The sequence below is a fragment of the Cellulomonas hominis genome (assembly GCF_901521055.1).
In the GTDB taxonomy this organism is placed as follows: Bacteria; Actinomycetota; Actinomycetes; order Actinomycetales; family Cellulomonadaceae; genus Cellulomonas; species Cellulomonas endometrii.
Map to the genome: position 1 here is coordinate 21,553 of NZ_CABEGA010000026.1, position 22,529 is coordinate 44,081.

General features: G+C 76.1%; 19 protein-coding genes. 8 read left to right on the forward strand and 11 right to left on the reverse strand.

Annotated elements, in window-relative coordinates:
- Positions 1–9 precede the first annotated feature (9 nt).
- From KJP73_RS07390 to KJP73_RS07400, 3 genes are all read left to right on the forward strand, one after another.
- A complete protein-coding gene (locus KJP73_RS07390) occupies positions 10–972 on the forward strand; it encodes an acetylxylan esterase (RefSeq protein ID WP_213282154.1) in 963 nt (320 codons plus the stop codon).
- A gap of 278 nt (positions 973–1,250) precedes the next feature.
- Positions 1,251–2,321, forward strand: coding sequence for a phosphotransferase enzyme family protein (locus KJP73_RS07395; protein WP_213282155.1), 1,071 nt, complete (start codon positions 1,251–1,253; stop codon positions 2,319–2,321).
- A 24-nt stretch (positions 2,322–2,345) separates the two neighbouring features.
- Positions 2,346–2,714: a nucleotide pyrophosphohydrolase gene (locus KJP73_RS07400; protein WP_213282156.1), complete on the forward strand. Its 369-nt coding sequence runs from the start codon at positions 2,346–2,348 to the stop codon at positions 2,712–2,714.
- A gap of 4 nt (positions 2,715–2,718) precedes the next feature.
- Here the strand turns inward: KJP73_RS07400 and KJP73_RS07405 are convergent, their stop codons facing one another.
- Positions 2,719–3,609, reverse strand: a complete 891-nt coding sequence (locus KJP73_RS07405; RefSeq protein ID WP_213282183.1) for a ribonuclease Z — start codon at positions 3,607–3,609, stop codon at positions 2,719–2,721.
- A gap of 148 nt (positions 3,610–3,757) precedes the next feature.
- A complete protein-coding gene (locus KJP73_RS07410) occupies positions 3,758–4,141 on the reverse strand; it encodes a DUF2809 domain-containing protein (RefSeq protein ID WP_213282157.1) in 384 nt (127 codons plus the stop codon).
- Between the two features lie 168 nt (positions 4,142–4,309).
- Between KJP73_RS07410 and KJP73_RS07415 the strand changes: the two genes are divergently transcribed.
- Positions 4,310–5,044 carry an HNH endonuclease family protein gene (locus KJP73_RS07415; RefSeq protein ID WP_249669189.1) on the forward strand — a complete coding sequence of 245 codons (735 nt, stop codon included), beginning with the start codon at positions 4,310–4,312 and terminating at the stop codon, positions 5,042–5,044.
- Positions 5,045–5,067: 23 nt separating this feature from the next.
- On the opposite strand, the gene KJP73_RS07420 is transcribed toward KJP73_RS07415, so the two are convergent.
- Positions 5,068–5,811: a M50 family metallopeptidase gene (locus tag KJP73_RS07420; RefSeq protein ID WP_213282159.1), complete on the reverse strand. Its 744-nt coding sequence runs from the start codon at positions 5,809–5,811 to the stop codon at positions 5,068–5,070.
- A complete protein-coding gene (locus KJP73_RS07425) occupies positions 5,808–6,515 on the reverse strand; it encodes an LmeA family phospholipid-binding protein (RefSeq protein WP_213282160.1) in 708 nt (235 codons plus the stop codon). The genes KJP73_RS07420 and KJP73_RS07425 overlap by 4 nt, the downstream gene beginning before the upstream one ends.
- A gap of 135 nt (positions 6,516–6,650) precedes the next feature.
- Here KJP73_RS07425 and KJP73_RS07430 point away from each other — a divergent pair, with 135 nt between their 5' ends.
- Positions 6,651–6,911 (forward strand): antitoxin, encoded by a 261-nt coding sequence (locus tag KJP73_RS07430; RefSeq protein WP_213282161.1) that lies wholly within the window; start codon positions 6,651–6,653, stop codon positions 6,909–6,911.
- A gap of 11 nt (positions 6,912–6,922) precedes the next feature.
- On the forward strand, positions 6,923–8,344 hold the full coding sequence (locus tag KJP73_RS07435; protein ID WP_213282162.1) for a glucose-6-phosphate dehydrogenase: 1,422 nt from the start codon (positions 6,923–6,925) through the stop codon (positions 8,342–8,344).
- Positions 8,345–8,350: 6 nt separating this feature from the next.
- Here KJP73_RS07435 and KJP73_RS07440 read toward each other — a convergent pair whose 3' ends face one another.
- Both KJP73_RS07440 and KJP73_RS07445 read right to left on the reverse strand, forming a co-directional pair.
- Positions 8,351–10,891, reverse strand: a complete 2,541-nt coding sequence (locus KJP73_RS07440) for an ABC transporter permease (RefSeq protein WP_213282163.1) — start codon at positions 10,889–10,891, stop codon at positions 8,351–8,353.
- A complete protein-coding gene (locus KJP73_RS07445; protein WP_213282164.1) occupies positions 10,891–11,679 on the reverse strand; it encodes an ABC transporter ATP-binding protein in 789 nt (262 codons plus the stop codon). The genes KJP73_RS07440 and KJP73_RS07445 overlap by 1 nt, the downstream gene beginning before the upstream one ends.
- A gap of 196 nt (positions 11,680–11,875) precedes the next feature.
- Between KJP73_RS07445 and KJP73_RS07450 the strand changes: the two genes are divergently transcribed.
- Positions 11,876–12,316, forward strand: coding sequence for a hypothetical protein (locus tag KJP73_RS07450; RefSeq protein WP_213282165.1), 441 nt, complete (start codon positions 11,876–11,878; stop codon positions 12,314–12,316).
- 9 nt (positions 12,317–12,325) lie between these two features.
- Here the strand turns inward: KJP73_RS07450 and KJP73_RS07455 are convergent, their stop codons facing one another.
- The 5 genes from KJP73_RS07455 to KJP73_RS07475 form a co-directional block, all read right to left on the reverse strand.
- Positions 12,326–15,400 carry an AAA family ATPase gene (locus tag KJP73_RS07455; RefSeq protein ID WP_213282166.1) on the reverse strand — a complete coding sequence of 1,025 codons (3,075 nt, stop codon included), beginning with the start codon at positions 15,398–15,400 and terminating at the stop codon, positions 12,326–12,328.
- Positions 15,400–16,596 (reverse strand): exonuclease SbcCD subunit D, encoded by a 1,197-nt coding sequence (locus KJP73_RS07460; RefSeq protein WP_213282167.1) that lies wholly within the window; start codon positions 16,594–16,596, stop codon positions 15,400–15,402. Before KJP73_RS07460 ends, KJP73_RS07455 begins: the two co-directional genes overlap by 1 nt.
- 125 nt (positions 16,597–16,721) lie before the next feature.
- Positions 16,722–17,069 (reverse strand): STAS domain-containing protein, encoded by a 348-nt coding sequence (locus tag KJP73_RS07465; protein WP_213282168.1) that lies wholly within the window; start codon positions 17,067–17,069, stop codon positions 16,722–16,724.
- Positions 17,070–17,221: 152 nt separating this feature from the next.
- Positions 17,222–17,737 carry an aminoacyl-tRNA deacylase gene (locus KJP73_RS07470; RefSeq protein ID WP_213282169.1) on the reverse strand — a complete coding sequence of 172 codons (516 nt, stop codon included), beginning with the start codon at positions 17,735–17,737 and terminating at the stop codon, positions 17,222–17,224.
- A gap of 21 nt (positions 17,738–17,758) precedes the next feature.
- Entirely contained in the window at positions 17,759–19,426 is a 1,668-nt protein-coding gene (locus tag KJP73_RS07475; protein ID WP_213282170.1) for an ABC-F family ATP-binding cassette domain-containing protein, read from the reverse strand.
- Positions 19,427–19,785: 359 nt separating this feature from the next.
- Between KJP73_RS07475 and KJP73_RS07480 the strand changes: the two genes are divergently transcribed.
- Positions 19,786–22,494 carry a beta-glucosidase gene (locus KJP73_RS07480; RefSeq protein ID WP_249669190.1) on the forward strand — a complete coding sequence of 903 codons (2,709 nt, stop codon included), beginning with the start codon at positions 19,786–19,788 and terminating at the stop codon, positions 22,492–22,494.
- Positions 22,495–22,529 lie beyond the last annotated feature (35 nt).

The following is a 22,529-nucleotide window of genomic DNA, read 5'->3' on the forward strand; positions in this document are numbered from 1 at the left end:
AGAGCCGACGTGTACGTCGACCTGCCCGAGCCCGCGCTCTGGTCCCACCGCAGCGCCCTCGTCGACCCCGAGGACTTCGACGCGTTCTGGCGCGGGACGCTCGCGACGTCGCGCGCCGCGGCCACCGCCGTCGACGTGCGCCCCGTCCCGACGCCGCTGCGGACGATCGACACGTTCGACGTGACGTTCCCCGGCTACCGCGGCGACCCCGTACGGGCCTGGTACCGGCGGCCGGCGGGCGTCGCGGCCGACCTGCCCCTCGTCGTGCAGTACGTCGGGTACGGGGGCGGCCGCGGTCACGTCCTGGACAACCTCGGCTGGGCGTCGGCCGGCTTCGCGCACCTGTACATGGACACCCGCGGGCAGGGGTCCGGCTGGAGCACCGGCGACACCCCCGACCCGTGGGGCACCGGTCCCCAGGCGCCCGGGGTGATGACGCGCGGCATCGGCGCCCCGGAGACCTACTACTACACGCGGCTCATCACGGACGCGGTGCTGGCGGTCGACGCGGGACGCGCGCTGCCCGGCGTGGACCCGGGGCGCGTGGCCGTCGTCGGGGGAAGCCAGGGCGGGGCGCTGGCCATCGCGGCCGGTGCGCTCGCCGACGTCACCGCCGTGGTCGCCGACGTGCCGTTCCTGTGCGACGTCGCCCGCGCCATCGGGATCACCGACAGCCACCCGTTCGCGGAGGTCCGGGAGTACCTCGCCGTCCACCGCAGCCACGAGGAGCAGGTGCTGCGCACGCTGTCCTACGTCGACGGGGTGGCGTTCGCCCGCCGCGGCACCGCACCCGCCCGGTTCACGGTCGCGCTCATGGACACGATCGTGCCGCCGTCCACCGTGGTCGCCGCCCACCACGCCTGGGCCGGGCCGAAGGAGCTCCGGACGTGGCGCTGGAACGGCCACGAGTCCGGCGGCCCCGAGGAGCACGCGGAGGCCGTCGCGTACGTCACGGGCGCGCTGGGCGCGTAGCGGGCGGGTGCCGAGCGGGCGCCGGGCCGGCGCCGAGTGGAGCGTCCGGGCCGACACGCACCCGGCGTGTCGGGTCGAACGCTCCACTCGACAGCGCGGGCCGGGGGCGACGCGCGCGGCCGGCAGGGCACGGGCGTGTTTCCGCGACGTAGCCTCCGCCGCCCGGGGTAACACCTGCGTGAACTCCCGTCCGGCGTCCTTGTGGCCGACGACGGCGCCCGCCGAGACTCGGCTCGGGCCGACGGTCCGGCAGCGACGCGACACCCCGGGGGGCACCTGTGACGACCGACGACCCGACCGGGAGCACCGGTCTCGCGGACCCGGACCCGCCGTCCGGCCGGCTGCCGGTCGGCGCCCCGGCACCCTGGTGGCTGCACGCGGCGCTGTGCGCGGCCTGGGGCTGGGAGCCGGCACGGACGACGATCGACCTGATGGCGCTGTCCCACAACGCGACGTTCCGGGTGGCGGTCGACGGGACGACCGTCGCGGTGACCCGGGTCGCGCGCCCCGCCTACATGGAGGACACCGCGTCGGTGGAGTCCGAGGTGGCGTGGATGGCCGCGCTCGCCGCGTCGGGCACGGTCCGCGTCCCGACCACCGTGGCGCCGGTCGACGGCCGGGCCGTGGCGATGGTCGCCGGCGCCGACGAGCGGCACTGGGTGTGCCTCACCTGGGCCTACGTCCCGGGGCAGCCGCTCGACGACGTCCTGCCGGGCGCCGCGGACCCCGCCGCGTGGCACCGGCGGGTCGGCACCACCGCCGCCCTGCTGCACGAGCACGCGCTCGGCTTCCACCGGCCCCGCGACTTCGTCCGGCCCACGTGGGAGCCCGCCGACCTGGTCGGGCCCGACAGCCGGTGGGGTCCGTGGGAGGCCGCCTGCCTGCCGCCGGCGGACCTCGCGCTGCTGCGCCGGGCACGGGACGCCGCCCTCGACGCCTTGCACGACGCCTCCCGCGCGCCCGACGCGTGGGGCCTGGTGCACGCGGACCTGCGGCCGGGGAACCTGCTGCTCGACGGCGACGCGCTCACGATCATCGACTTCGACGACTCCGGGTTCTCCTGGTTCGTGCTCGACCTCGCCGCGCACCTGTCGTACGTCGAGCACCTGCCCGACGCGCCCGCGCGGGCCCAGGCGTGGGTCGCCGGCTACCAGGACGTGCGCCCGCTGACCAGCCACGACGCGCGCACGGCCTGCGCGCTGTCGATGCTCCGGCGGCTGCAGCTGCTCGGGCGGACCGTCACCGACCCCCGCGGCGGGCCGTCCGGCGCGCTCCGGGCCGAGCAGCCGGCCGGGACCGTCCTGGTCGCCGAGCAGTACCTGCGGTCCCCCACGTGGCTGCTGCGGTGAGGCGGCACGTGCCACGCTGGGCCGATGACCGACCAGTTCCCCGGGCCCGGTGACCTCGCGCGCCTCACCGCCCTGATCCGCGAGTTCAGCCAGGAGCGCGACTGGGAGCAGTTCCACGACCCGAAGTCCCTCGTCCTGGCGCTCGTCGGGGAGGTCGGGGAGCTCGCCGAGCTCGTGCAGTGGCTGCCCGCGGGCGACGCCGTCCAGCACTTCGCGGACCCCGACCGGCACCGCCGCGCGGGCGAGGAGATCGCCGACGTGCTCGTCTACCTGCTGCGGCTCGCGGACGTCCTGGGTGTGGACGTGCTGCAGGCGACGCTGGACAAGCAGGCCGAGGCGCGTCGCCGGTTCCCGGCGGACTCCGTGCGGGGCGTCGCGCCGCGCAAGGACTGACGGCTCAGGTCGCCGGGCGCCGCCGCGGCAGCCCGATCCGGTCGAGGTCGCGCGCAAGCCGCACGGTCGCCGCGCCCGCGGTCGCCCGGGCCTGCGCCGCCAGGGGCTCCAGGTCCTCGTACCGGCCCGAGAAGTGGGTGAGCACCAGCGCCCGGGCGCCGGCGCCCGCCGCCAGCGCGCCCGCCTGGCCCGCCGTCAGGTGCAGGTACTCCGCCGCCAGCGCCGCGTCCTCGTCGGCGAACGTGCACTCCGCCAGCAGCAGGTCCACCCCGTCCGCGAGCGCCTCCGCCCCCGCGCACGGCGCCGTGTCCATGACGACGGCCACCCGCTGCCCGCGGCGGGGGACGCTCACGTCCTCGAGCCGCACCCGCCCGGACCGCCCGGACCGCTGCAGCTCTCCGACCGCCGGGCCGGTGATCCCCGCCGCAGCCAACCGGTCCGGCAGCAGCGTGCGCCCGTCCGGCTCGACCAGCCGGTAGCCGAACGCGGCGACGCGGTGCCGCAGCGGCTCCACGACCAGGCCGTCCGCGACCGGCCCGGGCTCGGCGTGCGGGTGCAGCCGCAGGTCCAGCCCCGGCGTCGCCAGCCCGACGAGCGCCCGGACGACGGACTCGCCCTCCGCCGGGTAGTGCAGGTCCACGGGGTGCTGCACCCCGTCCAGCACCATCCGCGACAGCACACCCGGCAGGCCGTAGCAGTGGTCGCCGTGCACGTGCGTGAGGCAGATCCGCGTGATCCCGCTCGGCGCCACGCCCGCGAACGTCATCTGGCGCTGCGTGCCCTCCCCCGGGTCGAACAGCAGGCCCTCCCCGTCCCAGCGGAGCAGGTAGCCGTTGTGGTTGCGCGACCGGGTCGGCACCTGGGAGGCCGTCCCGAGGACGACGAGCTCGCGCACCACGGGCCCAGTGTGGCGCCAGGTCGGGTGCGGGCGCCCGGCGACCCGCACGTCCCCGCGGCACCGAGCCGTCCCCAGCTGGGAGACGGGTGCGTCGTCCCCAGGCCATGACGTCACGCGGGGCGGCGGCCGGCCGGTGCCGACAGGCTCAGGCGCGGGCGGCACGCCGGGTGCCGCCCCAGCAGCGGGAGGCGAGCGTGACGAGTCCGGACGTGGTCAGCACCCCCACGGCGTACCAGAGCAGGTCGGTCGCCACGAACGTCGTGCCGAGCAGGTACCGCAGCGGCGCCCACGCCTGGACGGCGGCGGCCGGTCCCCCGGTCGCCTGCGCCGCCTCGACCGCCCAGCACAGGCCGATCGCGATGGCCGCCTGCGAGCGGCGTCGCAGCGCGGGCCACGCCAGCCGGACCAGCAGCAGCACCAGCGCCGCGTACAGCGCGTCCCCCAGGGCGTCCCCGACCGGGCCGGACCCGGAACGCGCGGACGCGAGCCCCGCCACCACCACGAGCCCGCCCGCCACCGCGGTGCTCACCCACGGACGCCGGAGACGCACTCCGGTCGCCCTCCCCCGCGCGGTGGTGCGCTCGCTGGTCATGTCGCCTCCCCGCGTCAACCTAGGCGGGCGCCTCGGCCGCGGGGCGACGCGCCGGGCCGTGCGGGGAGGAGGTGCTGTGTCGGTGCTGTGTGCGACCGTTCCGCGGTGATCCGCCCGACCTCCCGCGCCCGCCGTCCGTCCTCCGGAACCGGGAGCCGCGGCCGCCGGATCGGGTGGGCGTGGCTCGTCCTCGTGGTGTCGGTGGCGCTCGGCGCCGGGCTGCCCGTGTGGTCGCAAGCACGCGAGTCCGCACGGTTCCCGGTGACGGCGGCAGACCTGGACCGGGCCCGCACGGAGCTCGACGGCCTCCCCGTGAAGGGCCGCGCGCCGAAGACCGGGTACTCCCGTGAGGAGTTCGGGCCCGCGTGGGCCGACGTCGACCGCAACGGGTGCGACACCCGCAACGACGTGCTCGCGCGCGACCTCACGGACGTGGTGCTGGAGGAGGGCACGCATGACTGCGTCGTCCTGGCCGGCACGCTCGCCGACCCGTTCAGCGGGGAGAGCATCGCCTTCGAGCGGGGGCCCCGCAGCGCCGACGTGCAGATCGACCACGTGGTGCCGCTGTCCGACGCCTGGCAGAAGGGCGCCCAGCAGTGGGACGCCGAGAAACGCCGGCAGTTCGCGAACGACCCCGCGAACCTGCTCGCCGTCGACGGTCCGCTGAACTCCGCGAAGGGCGACGGGGACGCGGCGACCTGGCTGCCGCCCAGCACCGGCTACCGGTGCGCGTACGTCGTCCGGCAGGTCCGCGTGAAGGCGGCCTACGGGCTGTGGGTGACGCAGGCCGAGCACGACGCGATGGACCGGCAGCTGGACGGGTGCGCCGTCGCGGAGTGACCAGCGCGCGCGGCGGCGTCGCGTCAGAGCAGCGGCCGGTCCAGGATCCACGAGCCGCCGAGCACCAGCGCCCCGCCGCACACGAGCAGGAACGCGCACACCCAGAACCCGCCGGGCAGCGGCGTGAGCCGGCCGAGGATGTCCGCGTCCGACGTCCCCCGCCCGCGCGCCCGCCGCCGCTGGGACTGCATCTCCAGCACGGCGCGCGGCGACCCGAGCAGCAGGTACCAGGTGACCGCGTACGCGACGGCGACCTGCACCGGTTCGGAGCCCCACCATGTCACGCCGACCAGGACCACGCCGGTGACGAGCACCGCCCACAGCCCGTACCAGTTCCGGATCTGCACCAGCAGCAGCGCCAGCGCGAGCACCAGCGCCCACAGCAGGCCCACCGCGTACCCGCGGCCGAGCAGCCAGGCGGCACCGAGCCCGAGCACCGCGGGGCCGACGTAGCCGGCGAAGGCCGTCGCGACCATGCCGGGGCCACGCGGCCTGCCGACCGAGACCGTGAGGCCGGAGGTGTCGGAGTGCACGCGGATCCCGGACAGCCGTCGCCCGGACAGCACCGCGACGAGGCCGTGCGCCGCCTCGTGCACGATCGTCAGCACGTGCCGCGACAGGTGCCAGAGCCACGGCACCACCAGGCACACCAGGGCGAACGCGAGGGTGCCGAGCACCACCGCCTCGCCCGGGGCGGGCTGGACCGTCGTCGCGCGGTCCCAGATCTGGCCCGGCAGCGCCCGCAGCGTGTCGCCGAGGCCGGTCACAGCTGGTCGACGGTGACGTCGTCGAGCTCGACCACGAGGTGCAGGCCGTCGGCCTCGACGGTCGCTCCCGTGATCTGCGCGCCGGCCGGCATCTGGTCCGCGACGTCGAACTCGGTGAAGCGGGAGGCGAGGCCGTCGGGGAGCAGCGAGGCGTCGATGCTCAGGCCCGCGAGGGAGGCGCTGGTCACCGCGGCCGTGAGTCCCTCGGCGCCGGCGGGCGCCACCGTGAACGCGACCGACGCGGGGACACCCGCCGCCGCGCCGCCCGCGACCAGCGTCTCGCCGTCGACCGTGAGCGTGAGGTCCCAGCCGGTCCGCTCGCGCAGCAGGCTCTCGAGCGCCGCGGTCGGGACCGTCGCGGTGGCGACGACGTGCTCCGCGCCGCGCGGCTCCTGCACGGCGACGCCCGTGGCGGTCACGTCCAGGTCGACGACGGACAGCCCCTGCACCGTGGCGGTGGGAGCGGTCATCCGGACGTCGTCGAGGGTGCCGCCGAGCACCTGCGTGAGGAACGGGAAACCCTCGATGCTGACGTCGAGGTCGGACGCGGAGAGCTTCGAGCGGACGGCGTCCGCGGCGACGTCCTGCGCGATCGAGTGCGTCACGCGGTCGGCGAGCAGCGCGCCGCCTACCAGCACCACGACCGCGATGACGGATCCGACGAGGCAGCCGACGCGGCGGCGGGAGGTGCGGGTGCGGGTCACGCCCCGAGGGTACGAGGCGGACGAGCGCGGGGGGCCGGAACGGCGCGGCGTCCGCAGGACCTTCACCGGTTGCGGCTCCCCGGACCCCGACGTTGACTCGATCCGGGACACGACCTTTCGACGACGGGAGCGGACATGGGCATCGGGGACTTCGTCGACAAGGCCAAGCGGGCCGTCGCCGGGCGCGAGGACCAGATCGCGGGCGCGATCGACAAGGCCGCGGGGGTCGCCAAGACGCGGACCTCGGCGTCGACCGACCGGAAGATCGACCAGGCGAGCAGCAAGGCCCGGGACTTCCTCGAGAAGCAGAAGCGGGCCGGTGGCTCCGGCCACCCGCCGACGGGACCGGCCGACCCGACCGGCCCGACCCACCCCAACGGCCCGTCGGCGCGCTGAGGCGGAGCCGGATGACCACCACCACGACCCCCGACGACCGGCCCGTCCTCCTGGTGCTGCACGGCGCCCGCGGGGACCTGGCGCAGCGCATGGTCTACCCGGGCATCGCGCAGCTGGCCCGGCGCGGCCTGCTGCCGGAGCACTGGCTGCTGATCGGCACCGGCCGCAAGCCGGTCGACGACGGCGAGTTCGCCGAGCTGGTCCGCGACTCCCTCACCGAGCACGGCGACGCGGACCACGCGGACGTCCTGGACGGGCACCTGCGGTACGCCGCGACGTTCACCGAGGACGACCCGGGCGAGCTGGTCGACGCGATCGGCACGGCGCGCCAGGAGCTCGCCGAGGCGGCCGACGACGGCGAGGTCTCCGTCGTGCACTACCTCGCGGTCCCGCCGTCGGCGTTCGCGCCGACCACGCGAGGGCTGCGCGCGCACGACCTGGCCGACGGGGTGCGGGTCGTCTACGAGAAGCCGTACGGCACGTCCCCCGAGTCGTTCGACGAGCTCGACGCGCTGGTGCACGAGGTGCTCGACGAGGACCAGGTGTTCCGGATCGACCACTTCCTCGGCAAGGAGGCGACGCAGAACCTGCACGTGCTGCGGTTCGCCAACGAGCTGTTCGGCGGGGTGTGGAACCGGCGGCACGTCGCCCAGGTGCAGGTCGACGTGCCGGAGACGCTGGACGTCGCGGACCGTGCGGACTTCTACGACGAGACCGGCGCGGCGCTGGACATGCTGGTGACGCACCTGTTCCAGGTCGCGGCGGAGGTCGCGATGGAGCCGCCGGCCCGGATGGACGCCGCGCACCTCGCGGCGGCCCGCGAGAAGGTCATCGGCTCCTTCCGCCCGCTCGACCCCGGGAACGACGTGGTGCTGGGCCAGTTCGAGGGGTACCGGGACATCGACGGGATCGCGGACGACTCGACGACGGACACGTTCGTCGCGGCCCGGCTGTGGATCGACAACGACCGGTGGCGTGACGTGCCGTTCCTGCTGCGGACCGGCAAGCGGATGGCGGCGTCGGGCCAGCGCGTCACGCTCGTGCTGAAGACCCCCGACGAGCTGTTCGGCGAGCCGACCGGCCCCGGCCGGATCAGCGTCTCGCTGGCGGGCGACGGCGGGATCGACATCACGACGACCGTCAAGCAGCCCGGGCCGGACCTGCGTCTGGCGACCGGTACCGCGTCGCTGGCGCTGGACGACGTGTCGCCCGGCGAGCCCCTGCCGCCGTACGCCTCGCTGCTGCACGACGTCCTGGCCGGCGACCGCACGCTCTTCACCACGCCGGGGGGTCTGCGGGCGGCGTGGGCGGCCTTCGCCCCGCTGCTGGGCCCGGGCCGCCCGGAGGCCGAGCCGTACGAGCCGGGGACGTGGGGACCCGCCCGGGCCGACGCGCTCGCCGGCCCGGACGGGTGGGTGCTGGGTCGGGGCTGACGCCCGTCACTCGTAGCTGACGGCGTCCAGCACCCGCATCCGCGCCGCCCGGGTGGCCGGCCAGAGCGCGGCCAGCACCCCGACGACGACCGCGAGCGCCAGCATCCCGCCGAGGCTGCCCCACGGGATCACCAGCTCGGACAGGCCCTGCTCGGCGTACACGGTCGGCAGGGCGGAGGCGAGGCCGACCCCGACGACGAGCCCAACCACCGTCCCGAACACCGCGGTCAGCACGGACTCGACCATCACCGTCCCGGCGAGCTGGACCCGCCCGAGGCCGACGGCCCGCAGCAGCCCGATCTCCCGGGTCCGCTCGATGACCGACAGCGCCAGCGTGTTCACGATGCCCAGCACCGCGATGACGACGGACAGCCCGAGCAGCGCGTACAGGATGACCAGCACCTGGTTCACCTGGTCGGCGAGGTTCGACACGAACTCGTCCTGCGTGAGCACCGAGACGACCACGTAGGGCGCGACCGCCGCGGTGACGTCGTCCTGCAGCTCGGCGGTCGTGACGCCGTCCGCGGCGCTGACCAGGACGGTGTCGACCGTCTGCTGCTCCGGGGGGGCGAGCGTGTCGAGGACGTCCTGCGCGACCACCACGGCCGATCCCAGCACGTTGCTGGAGAACACCGCGCCGATGGTCAGGTCCTGCGGCCCGGTCGCCGACGCGACGGTCAGCGTGTCACCGACCGCCCACCCGTTCGCGTCGGCGGCCGCCTCCTGCACCCCCGCCCGGCCGTCGCCGAGCGTGGCGAGGTCGCCGTCGATGGTCTCGGCGTCGACGGACCGCCCGAACAGGTCGTCCGGCACGCCGGCCACGTACTGCAGGGCGGCGTCGTCCCCGTCGGCGCCCACGGACAGCGGCGCGAACGCGATGGCGTCCGACGTCCCGACCTCCGGGAGCGCCTCGACGTCCGCCACGGCGCCCGCGGGGATCTGGAAGGTCGCGGACTGGAGCACCAGGTCGGCGTGGGTCTGCGACTCGACGACGCCCGCCACGGACTGCTGCGCGGACACCGCGATCACCGACACGGCGCCGACGAGCGCCATGCCGATCATGAGCGCACCGGCCGTGTTGGCCGTGCGGCGCGGGTTGCGGACCACGTTCCCGCGGGCCAGGCGACCGACGGGCCGGATCAGGCGGACGAACGGCCACGCCAGCACACCGATCACGCTGCGCGCGAGGCTCGGCGCGAGCATCAGCGCCCCGACCAGGACGGCGGCCGCACCCGCCCCGAGCGCGGTCCCGGCGCGCTCGGCCTCCGGGTTCAGCACCGCCGCGAGCACCCCCGCCACGCCCGCGCCGGCGACCACCAGGCCGAGCACCGCCCGGACCCGCATGGACCGCTCCGGCACGGTCACGTCGTCCCGCATCGCCTCGACCGGCGGGACCAGCGCCGCGCGCCGGGCGGGCACGGCCGCGGCCAGCACGCTGACGAGCGTGCCGACCACCAGGGAGACCCCGATGGTGGCGGCGTCGACGGGGATGTCACCCGCGAGGTCCATGCCCATCGCCTCGAACACGGCCTTGAGCCCCTGCACGAGGCCCAGCCCGCCGGCGATCCCGATCGCGGAGCCGAGCAGCCCCACGACGGCCGCCTGCACGAGGATCGACGCGAACACCTGCGCCGGGGACGCGCCGACCGCCCGCAGCAGGGCGAACTCCCGCATCCGCTGCCGCACCGACATCGCGAAGGTGTTGGAGATGATGAACGCCCCGACGAACAGCGCGATCGCGGCGAAGACCAGCAGGAACGTCGTGACGAAGCCCAGCATGTCGTCGATCGCGGCCTTGTTGTCCTCGCGGAGCTCTGCACCCGTGACGGCCTGGAGGTCGCCCGTGGCGAACGGCTCCAGGCGCTCGACGAGCTGCTCGGGCGTGGTCCCGTCCGCGGCGTACAGCGCGATGTCCGCGACGCCGCCGTCCGGGGCGAACAGGTCGAACCCGGTGTCCTCGTCGACCAGCACGATCGTCGCGCCGGCCATCGGGCCGCCCAGGTCGATCCGGCCCACGATCTCGACGTCGGTGACCTGGCCGGCGAGCACGGCCGTCGTGGTGTCGCCGATCGCGAGGCCCGACGACTCGAGCGTGGCCGTCTCCAGCGCGACCTCGCCCGCGCGCTCGGGGCCGCGGCCCTCCGCGACGTCGATCGACGGGTCGTCCGGCACCCACGGGAACGCGAAGCTCGGCGCCTGGGTGCTCTGCACGGCCGTGCCGTCCGCCCCCACGAGGACGATCGACCCCTGGGCCTCGGGGATCGCGTGCGCGACCCCGTCGAGGTCGGCGATCTCGGCGGCCAGCTCCCGCGGGACGGTGCCGGTGACCGCGGCGTCCTCCACCATCGAGGCCCCGTCCGCGGGCTGCGGCCGGAGGTAGGCGTCGGCCGGTGCCGCGGCGTCGACGATGCCGTCGAACGTGCTCGACATCATGGTCCGCAGCGAGAAGGTGCCGGCGACGAACGCCACGCCCAGCGCCACGGCCAGCAGCGACAGCACGAAGCGGACCAGGTGCGCGCGGATCCCGCGCAGCGCCACGCGGCCCATCAGACGACCGCGCCGTCGGCGACGTGCGCCCCCACCGGCGCCGCGGCGACCGGGCGCAGGGCGGCGAGCGCCGCGAGGACGGTGTCGGGGGTCGGGTCGGTGATCTCCCCGACCAGGCGCCCGTCCGCGAGGAACAGCACCCGGTGCGCGTAGGAGGCGGCGGTCGGGTCGTGCGTGACCATGACGACGGACTGCCCGAGGTCGTCGACGGACCGGCGCAGGAAGCCGAGCACCTCGCCCGACGACGTGGAGTCGAGGTTGCCGGTGGGCTCGTCGGCGAAGACGACCGCCGGGCGGGACACGAGCGCCCGGGCGCACGCGACGCGCTGCTGCTGGCCGCCGGACAGCTCGGCGGGCTTGTGGTCGAGGCGGTCCGCCAGGCCCACGGCCTGCACGACGGCGTCCAGGTGCGCGCGGTCGACGGGCCGGCGGGCGATGTCGAGCGGCAGCGTGATGTTCTCCAGCGCCGTCAGGGTCGGCACCAGGTTGAACGCCTGGAACACGAACCCGAGCCGGTCGCGGCGCAGGCGGGTCAGCTGGCGCTCGTTCATCTGCCCGACCTGCAGCCCGTCGACGACCACGGAGCCCGAGTCGACGCGGTCGAGGCCCGCCATGCAGTGCATGAGGGTCGACTTGCCGGACCCGGACGGCCCCATGATCGCGGTGAGCTCGCCCCGGCCGAAGTCGACGTCCACCCCCGCCAGCGCGCGCACCGCGGTGTCGCCCTTGCCGTACGTCTTGACCAGGCCGCGGGCGCTGGCGATCGGTGTGACGTCGTCGCTGGTCATGGTGTCCTGTTCCTTCGCGTCGAGTGGTGGCCGGTCGATCGTCCCGCCGTGCGGGACGCCACCGGCATCCGTGAGCACCCTGGTCGGTCCCTGATCCGACCCCGGGGCCGAAGGTCCCTCACCCTGACCCGGAGACCCGGGCCGGAGTGTGGCGTGTGTCACACCGCGGATCTAGTGTGGTGCACGAGGTGCTCCGATGGCGTGGTCGCTGCTGATCTGGATGGTGCTACCGGCGTTCACCTTCGCCGCCCTGCTGCGACTCGCCCCGGGCGCCGAGGTGTCGCCACGGCGGCGCGCGGCCCGGGAGCGGCACCGGGCGCGGGTGGCCGGGGTGCTCGACCGGGTGGCGTCGCGGGTCCGGCACGGGAACCACGCGCCGCCGGCGCCCGACCCGTTCGACGCGCTGCACGTGCAGATGCGGCTGGGCATCGTGGCGGACCACCTGCAGCGGCTGGAGGAGGACCGGCACGCCTGGGCGCGGGCGGAGCGGATCATCGCGAGCCAGCTGGCGTACGACGCGCTGCTGGCGGACGCGTGCAAGCTCGCCGGCGTGGAGGTGCTGCCGCGGGCCAAGGGCGACCCGTGGGAGCGGATGCGCGAGGAGGTCGAGCTCGCCGCCCGCGGCTGGACGTGGTGACGCGCGGCGTCAGCCCGCGACGACGGTCAGGGTGCTCGACCCGTCCCCCCGCCGCCGGACCTCGATCCGCTCGGCGACCGCCTGCTTGAGCGCGTCCACGTGCGAGACGACGCCGACGACCCGGCCCCCGGCGCGCAGCCGGCCGAGCTCGGCGAGCACCGCGTCGAGCGTGTGCGGGTCGAGCGTTCCGAACCCCTCGTCGATGAACAGGGTGCCGAGCTCGACGCCGCCCGCCTCGGCGGTGACGACGTCCGCCATGCCGAGCGCCAGGCACAGCGAGACGTAGAAGGTCTCGCCGCCCGACAGCGTGCGCGGGTCGCGGGCGGAGCCGGTGGTGTGGTCGACGACCCGCATGGCCAGGCCGGTCCGCCGGGTGCTGACGTCCTCGCGCTCGTCGCTCCGCTCGAGCTCGTACCGGCCGTCGGACATCACGCGGAGCCGGTCGTTGGCCGCCGCCACGACGTCCTCGAACCGCCGGACCAGGACGTACGTGGCCAGGGAGAGCGCGCGGGCGTTGTCGGCGTCCGCTCCCCCGGCCAGCCGGGCCATCCGGCTCACGGGCGCCGCGTCGGCCTCCGCCGCGGCGAGGGCGCCGGCCGACGCCGTGACGTGCGCGGCGGCCTCGGTCGCGCGCTCGACCCGGTCCCGCACGGACCCGAGGGCGGCGCCGGCGGTGTCGGCGGCGGCGAGCGCCTCGGTCACCTCGGCGTCGAGCTCCGCGGCGTGGGCGGTGAGCTCGTCGGGGTCCGCGGCCGCGAGGTCGGCGAGCTCGGGGTCGCGCAGCCCGTCCTCGACCCGCGCGACCGCCGTCCGGTAGGCCTCGACGGTGCGCTCGACCGCCGCGACGTCGCCGGTCTCGGCGATCGCCGTGCGCGCGCCGTCCTCGTCGGCGAAGCCGTGCTCGTCCAGCACGTCCGCGAGCTCCGCGGAGCGCCCGGTGACGGACGCCGCGGCCTGCGCGTACCGGGCGAGCGCGTCGGTCACGGAGTCCGCCGCGTCGACGCGCGCCTGCTCGGCACCCTGCCGCGCGAGCACGGTGGGGTGGTCGTCCCGGGCTGCCTCGACCTCGTCGTGGTCGCGTGCCAGGTCCTGCTCGGCACGGTCCAGGGCGTGGCCGGCGGCGGCGTGCTCCTCGGCGACCGCGGCGCGGGTCGCCCGCAGCTCCTCGGTGTCGCGGTCGTGCGCGGCGAGGTCCCGGCGGAGCCGGTCCCGGGCGGTCGCGGCGGTCTCCGCCTCCGCGAGCGCGGCGCGGCGCTCCTGCACGGCGGCACGGGCGACGTCCTCCTGCCCGGCGGCGAGCCCGCCGGTGCGCTCCCGCAGCGCGGCGCACCGCTCGGTGAGGGCGACGACGCGTGCGTCGCGGTCCCGCACTGCCTCCTCCGCGGCGCGCCGGCGGTCCTCCGCGGCGGCGACGTCGTCCTCGTCGACGTGGTCCGCGTGCAGCGGGGCCGGCCGCGGGTGCTCGGTGCCCCCGCAGACGGGGCAGGGGTCGCCGGCGGTCAGGCCCGCGGCGAGCTCCCCGGCGAAGCCGTCGAGGCGGGCGGTGCGCAGCCGCGCCTCTTCCTGGACGGCGGCGACGGCCGCTGCCGCCGCCTCGCCGCGGGCGGACTCCGCCCGGGTGAGCTGGTCCTGCGCCGCGGCGAGGTCGCGCACGGCGGCGAGCACGGCCTCGGCGTCGGCGAGCTCGTGCGCGCGTGCCGGCGCGGTCGCGGCCAGGTCGGTCGCGGCCTCGAGGGCGTCGGCAAGGGCGGTGCGGGCTGCCGGGCGGGCGGCGAGCAGCTCGTCGGCCTCGGCCATCGTCGCGGCGCGCGCCGCCTGGACGCCCCGCAGCCGCTCGACGTCCGCGCGCCGGCGGGCGAGGGCCTGCTCCAGGTCGACGACCCGCCGGAGCGTGGCGACCAGGGCGGCGCTGGCCGCCCGCACCGCGAACAGGACCGTGGGCAGCGCCGGGTCGGCCAGCGCGGCGTCGACGTCCCGGGGGGCGAGGCCCGCGGGTGCGGCGTCGAGCGCCGCGCGCAGCTCCTTCTCCGTCCCGGCGAGTGCGGCGCGCGCGTCGTCGAGCCCGCGCAGCACCGGGCGGACGACCGCGGCACGGCGGGCGCGGTCCAGCCGGGCGACGTCGGCGGCGTGCGCGTCCGCACCGGCCGCCAGCCGGTCCTGCTCGGCGACGAGGGCGACCCGGCGCCGCACCAGCCGCAGCCGGCCCGTCGCCTCGTCCGAGGCGGCCCTCGCGGCAGCCGCCCGGTCGGCGGCGTCCCGTGCGGCGGCGCGCGCCCTGCCGTACTCGGCGCGGAGCACATCCAGGCGGGCCTCGACGAGCGCGCCCAGCCCGGCCGGGTCGTCGGCGGCGGCCTCCCGCAGCGCGGCGGCGGTCTGGTCGTCCGCACCGGACGCCCCGGCGAACCGGGCGGTGCACTCCTGCACGCCCGCGCGCGCGTCGGCGAGGCCGCGCTGGGCCTCGCGCCGCATCTCGTCGAGCCGCTGCTGGACCCGCTCGTACACCTCGGTGCCGAAGATCCGCTGGAGCAGCCCGCGACGCCGCTCGGGGTCGGCGCGCAGGAACGAGGCGAACTCGCCCTGCGGGAGCACCATGGTCTGGGTGAGCTGCGCGCGGTCGAGGCCGACGATCCGGGTCAGCTCGGCACCGGCCTCGTCGAGGCGGGTCGACATCAGCTCGCCGGCCGGCTCGGTGCCGTCGGCCGCGGGTGCCTCGGGTGCTGCCGTCAGCCGCCAGAGCTTCACGGTCGCCTGCTGCCGAGCGCGTCCGGTGCCGCGGCGCTTGGCCCGCTCGTACGCCGGCGTCCGCCGGACCCGGTAGACGCCGGAGCCGGTCTCGAACACCAGGTCCACCACGGTCTCGGTGTCGTCCGCGGCGAACGCCGAGCGCAGGCGGTCCTCGCTGGCCGCGGCCGACGCCACCTTGCCGTACAGCGCGAACACGATCGCGTCGATGACGGTCGACTTGCCCGCGCCGGTGGGCCCCTCCAGCAGGAAGAGGCCGCCCGCGGACAGGGCGGCGAAGTCGACGGTGTGCCGGCCCGCGAACGGGCCCACGGCCTGCAGGGTGAGCGAGTGCAGCCGCATCAGGCGCTCCGCTCCGCCGCGGCGACGTGCTCGTACGCCTGCCGCAGCACCGCGGTCTCCGCGTCGGTCGGCCGCCTGCCGCTGACGTGCGCGACGAACTCCGCCGCGACCTCCAGCGGGTCCCGCGCGGCGGTGACCTCGGCCGGGCGGGCGCCGGCATCCTGCACCGGCGGCTGGTGCTGCACGACGAGGGCGTGCGGGAACCGGGCACGCACGCGGCGGTACAGGTCGGCGGGACGGTGCGCGTCGGTCACCGTGACCCGCACCCAGTCGTCCAGGTGCGGCTCACCCGCGGCTCCCAGCAGCTCGTCGAGCGCGCCCGCGAGGTCGGTCATCCGGCGCGGCACCGGCGCCGGCACCAGGCGCACCTCGGCCGGGCCCGACGCACCGAGCTCGACCAGCGCGGTCGACTTCGTGTGCCGGGCCTCCGAGAACGAGTACGCGAGCGGCGACCCGGAGTACCGCAGGACGGTCGGCGCCCCGGGGTCGCCCACGCGCTGCGGGCCGTGCAGGTGCCCGAGCGCGACGTAGTCCACGCCGTCGAACACCGCGGCGGGGGCGTGGTCCACACCGCCGACGCGGATGTCCCGCTCGGACTCCGTCGCGGCGCCCCCGACGACGAAGGCGTGGGCCAGGACGACGGAGCGCGGCGCGGGGCGTCCGGCGGCGGCCGACGCGTCCCGGCGGGCAGCGAGGTCGGCCCGCACCCGGTCCATCGCCGCGCCCAGGACGGCGGCGTGCGACCGGGCGAGCGGCTCGTCGCCGTCCGCGAGCGTGTGCCGGGCCGCGTCGGGGTCGAGGTAGGGCAAGCCGTACACCAGCACGTCGGCGTCCTCGCCGTCCGCTCCGGGCAGCACCACCGGCCGGCCGACGTCCTGCGGGCGGGCGAGCACGCGCACCCGGTCCTGCATGAGGTCGGCGCCGAACCCGAGCCGGATCGCGGAGTCGTGGTTGCCCGGCGTCACGACGACCACCGCGTGCTCGGCCAGCCGCCGGAGCGCGTCCGACAGCTGCGCGACGGCCTCGACCGGGGGGATCGCCCGGTCGTAGACGTCGCCCGCCACCAGCACCGCGTCCACCCGCTCGTCACGGACGACGTCGACCAGGTGGTCGAGGAACGTCTGCTGGTGCGCCGTCAGGTCGACGCCGTGCAGGGTGCGACCGAGGTGCCAGTCGGAGGTGTGGAGCAGCCGCATGCCCCGAACGTAGCCGCCGGCACCGACATCACCGCGCAGCGCCGGCGTCACCTGTGGACGAGCGGCGTGGCGCCGGCCTGTGGTCGTCTCGGCACCCCCACGTCGCGCGGCGGACGGCCCGGGGGTCAGGCGATCGCGCGCTCGGGCTCCAGCTCGAGCTCCCCCGCCATGCCCAGCATGTCCAGCTTCTCCAGCACCTCGCGGTGCGGGTCGCGCAGCGTCAGGGTCTGCCCCGTCTCCGTCGCCGCCAGGTGCAGCTGCAGGATGAACGCCAGGCCCGAGGAGTCGATGAACGTCACCCCGGTCGTGTCCACCACGATCGGCGCGGTGCTCGCGAGCGCCTGCGCCATCGAGCTGCTGGCCTCGGCCCGCAGCGCGCCGTCGACCTCGCCCCACAACCGGACCACGGTGCGTCCGTGCACGGCGGTCACGTCGATCCCCCCGACAGGGGTGGGATCCTCGGTCAGGTCCATCGGTCCTCGTCTTCTTCGTCGTTCGTGGGGCCGCGGAGATCATGGACCGTCCGCGCCTGCCCCGCACCCGCAGGCGTCGTCCTCATCTGCGTCAACGCGACGCCCGCCGCCATCGTTCCCCGACCGTGCGGGGCGCATTCCAGGCGGGGAGGTCACTCCCCGGCGTCGGGTACCGGCTCGGTGACGTCCGCCACGGTCGCGCCCAGCGCCCGCACGAGGTCGTCCCCGTCCACCGTCGCGCCGACGCCGTGCCCCCCGCCGCCGATCGACGCGGGCCGCCCCGGGACGCGGGAGTCCGCGACGACCGGCCACGCGCGCAGCGACCCGAAGGGCGTGATCGTGCCCCGCTCGTAGCCGGTGACCTCCTTGGCCGTCGCCGCGTCGGGCATCGACATGCGGCTCACGCCGAGCAGCGTCCGCAGCTTCGGCCACGAGATGGTCCGGTCCCCCGGCACGAGCACGAACAGGTAGTCGTCGTCCCCGCGGCGCACCACCAGGGTCTTGACGATGCCTGACGGGTCGATGCCACGGGCGGCGGCGGCCTCGGCGAGGGACCGTGCGGGCCCGTGCCGCACGATCCGGTACGCGATACCGGCGTCCTCCAGGGCCTGCGCCGCGCGCTGCTCACCCTCCGTGGGCGGCACCGCGCCGTCGTCCGTGCTGGTCATGCCCGCCACCCTACGAGGGGCCTACGACACGAGCCGCCCGTCGACCACCTCCGCGCGCGTCCCGTGCCACGTCCGCCGCAGCCACCGGTCGTGCGACGCGACGACCACGGCACCCGGGGCGGACCGCAGCGCGTCGGCCAGCTCGTCCGCGAGCGCGAGGGAGATGTGGTTGGTCGGCTCGTCGAGCAGCAGCAGGTCGGGCGCCTGGGCGACGAGGAGCGCCAGCACGACCCGCCGGCGCTGCCCGACCGACAGCTCGCGCAACGGCCGGTCCACGTCGCGCGGGGCGACGAGCCCGAGCTCCACCAGCGGGACCGCGTCGGGCACGCCGTCCGTGACGAGCCCGTAGACCCCGCGGGGGGTGCGCGGGTCGTCGGCGAGCCCCACGTCCTGCTCCAGGAGCGCGACCCGCGCACCGCGCGCCCGGTGCACGGTGCCCCGCGCCGGGCTCAGGTCCCCGGCGAGCAGGTGCAGCAGCGTCGACTTCCCGGAGCCGTTGGGCCCGGTGACCAGCAGCGCGGTGTCGCGGTGCACGTCGAGCGCGTCCACGACGAGCCGCCGCGGCACCTCGGCGCCCCGGACCGCCACCACGGACCCGTCCGTGCGGGCGGCGGCGGTGAGGGTGCCGCGGAACCGCAGCTCGCGCGGCGGGCGGGGCACCGGGGCGGCCTCGAGGTCGGCGAGGCGCCGGCGGGCGTCCCGCACCCGGTGCGCCACCTGGTGGCCCACGCGGTCGCCGTACCGGCCGTAGGCCATCTTGTTCCGGTCCGTCATGGCGCGACCGGGAGCCACCGCGCGGGCGGTGCCGTCGCCGGCCAGCGAGGCCCGCAGCAGCGCCACCTGCTCCCGCTCGGCCTCCCAGCGCTCCTGCCACTGCCGCCGGGCGGTGCGCTGGGCGTCGAGGTAGTCGGCGAACCGGCCGCCCACGACGCGGGGCCCGCCCAGCACCGGGTCGAGGTCGAGGACCTCGGTGCAGACCTCGTCCAGGAACACCCGGTCGTGGCTGGCGAGCACCACCGCGCCGGGGAGCTCGACGAGCGAGGCGGCCAGGAACTCGGCCGCGGCGTCGTCCAGGTGGTTCGTCGGCTCGTCGAGCAGCACCGCACCGGGCCTGCGGACCAGCACCGCCGCGAGCGCGAGGCGGCTGCGCTGACCCCCGGACAGGGTGCCGCTCGGCCGCGCCGGGTGGACGCCCGCCAGGCCGAGGCCGGCCAGGACGCGCTGCGCACGCGCGTCGGCGTCCCACACCTCGGCGGCCTGCGCCCGGGCGAGGGCGAGGTCGTACCGGGTGGCCGCGTCGCCGTCCGGGCCGTCGTCGCCGGTGAGCGCCGTCGCCGCGCGCTCGAGGTCGTCGGCCAGGGCCCGGACCGCCGAGAGTGCCTCCTCGACCACGTCGTGGAGCGTCGCGTCCGGACCGAACGGCGGCTCCTGGTGCAGGTGGGCGAGGTCGGCCGGCCGGTGCACGGTGCCGGCGTCGGGCCGGTCCGCACCGGCGAGCAGCCGGAGCAGCGTCGACTTGCCCGCGCCGTTCTCGCCGACGACCCCGAGCCGGTGCCCGGGCGCGACGGCGAGGCTGACGTCGGTGAGCACCCGGCGGTCGCCGAACAGGCGGGACACGCCGACGGCGCGGAGGACGGGGGACTCGGGGGTGCGGACCTCGGGGTCCGCGGGGCTGCCGGGTACCGGCACGCAGATCACCACCAGCGGCGCCGACGCCGCGTGCGCGGGGTCGGCAGAGTCGGGACGTCGGGACTCGGGGCCGCTCAGATCCACATGGTGACGACGCTACGTCCGAGGCGCGGGACGGGTCGAGGGATTTCCGGGCGGTTGCGCGGGACGGCGGAGGCGGCGGCGGGGCGAGTCCCGAGGTCAGCGTCGCGCCCGGGGGCTCCGGCGCGCGCGCGGCGTCATTGGCCGGGGCAAGCACTCCTTGACCATCCCCGGGACGGGTGACGTACTGAGCACCGGCGGGGACGGCCGGTCGGGAGCGGTGCCGGCGGGTCCTCGTGCAACAGGGGGTGTCGATGATGCATCCAGGAACCCGGCGCGTGAGCGTGCCCGCCGTCCTCGCGGCGCTGGCGCTGACCGTCCCGATCGGCAGCGCGGCTGCGGCCGAGGACGACCCGGCGGTCGAGAGGGCCGTCACGGAGAGCCTGCAGGAGGGGCTCTCGTTCCCCACGGACTTCTGGTGGGACGAGTCCCCCGACGACACGGCGCGGGCCCGGGCGCTGGTGCGGCAGATGACCCTCGACGAGAAGGTCGACATGCTGCACGGGGAGCTCAACAACTACTACGGGTTCTACAACCGGCCGCTCGAGCGCCTGGGCATCCCCGCCCTGACCATGGCCGACGGGCCGGCGGGCGTGCGGATCGCCAACCCCGACGTCAACGAGCAGCAGTCGACGCAGCTGCCGTCCCCGCTCGCGCTCGCCGCGACGTGGGACACGGCCCTGGCGCAGGAGTACGGCCGGCGCTCGGGCGACGAGGCCCTGCGCACCGGGCACAACGTCCTGCTGTCCCCGGCGGTCGACATCGCGCGGGTGGCCCAGGCGGGGCGTGCGTTCGAGGCGTTCGGCGAGGACCCGCTGCTGTCCGGCACGCTCGGCGCGGCCGGGATCCGCGGCATCCAGGCCAACCCGGTGGTCGCGGACATCAAGCACTACAACGTCTACACGCAGGAGCAGAACCGCCTGGCGGGCGGCAACGCCGTCGTCGACGAGCGGACGCTCCAGGAGATCTACACCCGCCCGTTCGACATCGGCGTCCGCGACGGCCGGCCCGGCTCGGCCATGTGCGCGTTCAACAAGGTGAACGGCGCCTTCGCGTGCGAGAACGACGAGCTCCTCAACCAGATCCTCAAGCAGCAGCTCGGGTTCCAGGGCTGGGTCATGAGCGACTACGGCGCCACGCACAGCACCGTCCCCGCGATCCTCGCGGGGCTGGACCAGGAGATGCCCGGCAACACCACGCCCGAGGTCGGGCCCGGCACGTGCTTCTTCTGCGGTCCGCTGCTCGACGCGGTCCGGTCGGGCCAGGTCCCGATGTCGCGGATCGACGACGCGGTGCTGCGGATCCTGCGGCCGGTCGTCGCGCTCGGGCTGCTGGACAACCCGGCGACGGTCCGACCGCTGCCCGAGGCCGCGAACTCCGCGTTCGCCCGCTCGGTGTCCGAGCGTGCCTCGGTGCTGCTGAAGAACGACGCGGGCGCGCTGCCGCTGGCCGCGACCGTCGGCTCGATCGCCGTCATCGGCACGGACGCCGACGCGGTGGTGCAGGGCGGCGGCTCCTCGCAGGTGATCCCGACGCAGACGGTCAGCCCGCTGCAGGGCATCCAGGCGCGCGTCGGCGCGGGGGTCTCCGTGACCCACACGCCCGGCACCGACCCGGTGACGTCCGCCGCGCTGCTCCCGGGGCCGGACGCGATCCCGTCCGACTTCCTCACGTCGGCGCTGGGCGACGGGGAGGGCCTGCGGGTCGAGTACTTCGACACCCCCGACCGGTCCGGCATGCCGGCGGTCGACCGCACGGAGCCGTTCGCCGGCATCTTCGGCGGGTTCTTCCTGTTCGAGGGCTTCAACGCGCAGTCCCCGCACTTCCCGCTGCAGGACAACGAGCACAACGCGTCGATCCGCTGGACGGGCACGCTCACGCCGCCGGTCTCCGGGACGTACGAGCTCGCCGTCACCACCAACGGCACCAGCACGGTGTACCTGGACGACGAGCCGGTGCTGACGACCGGGCCGTCGGGCGACCCCGCGGTCACCACGGCGTCGGTCGACCTGACCGCCGGCACGACGTACGCCCTGCGCGCCGAGTACACCAACGACTCCCCGCAGGGCACCGACGCCGGGGCCGCGTTCCGGCTCGGCTGGACCCCGCCGGAGCCGGTCGTCACGCCCTCCGTGCAGGCCGCGGCGCAGGCCGCCCGGTCCGCGCAGACGGCGGTCGTCGTGGTCCGCGACTACTCCAGCGAGGGCGGCGACAAGCCGAGCCTCGACCTGCCGAACGGGCAGGCGGAGCTGATCCGGCAGGTCGCCGCTGCCAACCCGCGCACGATCGTCGTGCTCGAGGCCGGCGGCGTCGTGCAGACGTCCGACTGGGACGGTGCCGTCCCGGCCGTCCTGCACAACTGGTTCGGCGGGCAGGAGCAGGGCAACGCCATCGCGCGGATCCTGTTCGGCGACGTCAACCCGTCCGGCCGGCTGCCGGTCACCATCCCCGTCGACGAGGCGTCCACCCCGGTCAGCGACGCGTCGCAGTACCCGGGTGACGGGCTGGACCAGCAGTTCAGCGAGGGCATCTTCGTCGGGTACCGGGGCTACGCCGAGCAAGGCATCGAGCCGCAGTACCCGTTCGGGCACGGGCTGTCCTACACGTCGTACGCGTACGCGAACCTGCGCACCGCCGCCGTCCCCGACCCGGACGGCGAGGGCACGCAGCTCCAGGCCACGGTCGACGTCACGAACACCGGGGCGGTCGCCGGTACGGAGACCGTCCAGGTCTACGTGGGGAACCTGCCGACCCGCCGGGTCAGCAGCGCGTCCGAATCCCTGGCCGGGTGGGGCACCGTGACGCTCGCGCCCGGGCAGACGCAGGCGGTCACCGTGACCCTCAGCCCGGAGTCGCTGTCCTACTGGGACGTCGACCTCGACGCCTGGCGGACCCCGACGGGGACCATCCCGGTGCTGGTCGGGGCGTCCGTGCAGGACATCCGGCTGCGCGGGTCCATGGCGATCTCGGACCGGCTGCTCCGGTAGCCGCACGCAGGGTCGCCACGCCGGGACCGGTTCCT

Excerpts from the sequence above, each read along its gene's own strand:
- KJP73_RS07400 (WP_213282156.1), top strand. The coding sequence starts at position 2,346 with ATGACCGACCAGTTCCCCGGGCCCGGTGACCTCGCGCGCCTCACCGCC.
- KJP73_RS07430 (WP_213282161.1), top strand. The coding sequence starts at position 6,651 with ATGGGCATCGGGGACTTCGTCGACAAGGCCAAGCGGGCCGTCGCCGGG.
- KJP73_RS07435 (WP_213282162.1), top strand. The coding sequence starts at position 6,923 with ATGACCACCACCACGACCCCCGACGACCGGCCCGTCCTCCTGGTGCTG.
- KJP73_RS07440 (WP_213282163.1), bottom strand. The coding sequence starts at position 10,891 with ATGGGCCGCGTGGCGCTGCGCGGGATCCGCGCGCACCTGGTCCGCTTC.
- KJP73_RS07445 (WP_213282164.1), bottom strand. The coding sequence starts at position 11,679 with ATGACCAGCGACGACGTCACACCGATCGCCAGCGCCCGCGGCCTGGTC.
- KJP73_RS07450 (WP_213282165.1), top strand. The coding sequence starts at position 11,876 with ATGGCGTGGTCGCTGCTGATCTGGATGGTGCTACCGGCGTTCACCTTC.
- KJP73_RS07455 (WP_213282166.1), bottom strand. The coding sequence starts at position 15,400 with ATGCGGCTGCACTCGCTCACCCTGCAGGCCGTGGGCCCGTTCGCGGGC.
- KJP73_RS07460 (WP_213282167.1), bottom strand. The coding sequence starts at position 16,596 with ATGCGGCTGCTCCACACCTCCGACTGGCACCTCGGTCGCACCCTGCAC.
- KJP73_RS07465 (WP_213282168.1), bottom strand. The coding sequence starts at position 17,069 with ATGGACCTGACCGAGGATCCCACCCCTGTCGGGGGGATCGACGTGACC.
- KJP73_RS07470 (WP_213282169.1), bottom strand. The coding sequence starts at position 17,737 with ATGACCAGCACGGACGACGGCGCGGTGCCGCCCACGGAGGGTGAGCAG.